Origin of the sequence: Enterobacter cloacae complex sp. ESBL7, assembly GCF_041679625.1 — a bacterium.
GTDB classification, from domain to species: Bacteria; Pseudomonadota; Gammaproteobacteria; order Enterobacterales; family Enterobacteriaceae; genus Enterobacter; species Enterobacter asburiae_B.
On sequence record NZ_JBGORN010000050.1, the window covers coordinates 1 to 358 of the forward strand.

The window sequence follows — 358 nt, forward strand, 5'->3', positions numbered from 1 at the left end:
GCAAATTCCTCGTTGAATTTACCGCTGTTTCACCCCGACGCTAGTGGGATACACCGCAACATTCACACGCTCTCGCAGACAGGAGGTATAACGCAAGTACCTAAAAGTCACTTACCAACAGAAAGCCTATAAACCGGCATCCGACGGGTCGTCCCGGTGAGATTATCAGACGCCTCTGTTTCGGAGGTGGTGATTGCCATACCCGATTTGCGTAACCGCTGCACGTCGGCAGCAATTCGCTGAATGCCGAACCAGAATAGCCCGTCGAGTGCGGTTACCTGTAGCCCACTTTCCAGCGCCAGTCTGAGCCGCTCGCGTGGTACTTTCACGTCTTTGGCTATCTGCTGATAAGGCCTGG

General features: G+C 53.9%; 1 protein-coding gene. It reads right to left on the reverse strand.

The window, feature by feature from the left end; translation table 11 throughout:
* Window positions 1–107: 107 nt before the first annotated feature.
* On the reverse strand, window positions 108–358 hold a 251-nt coding region (locus ACERY3_RS25415), incomplete at its 5' end, for a helix-turn-helix domain-containing protein (protein ID WP_373226810.1).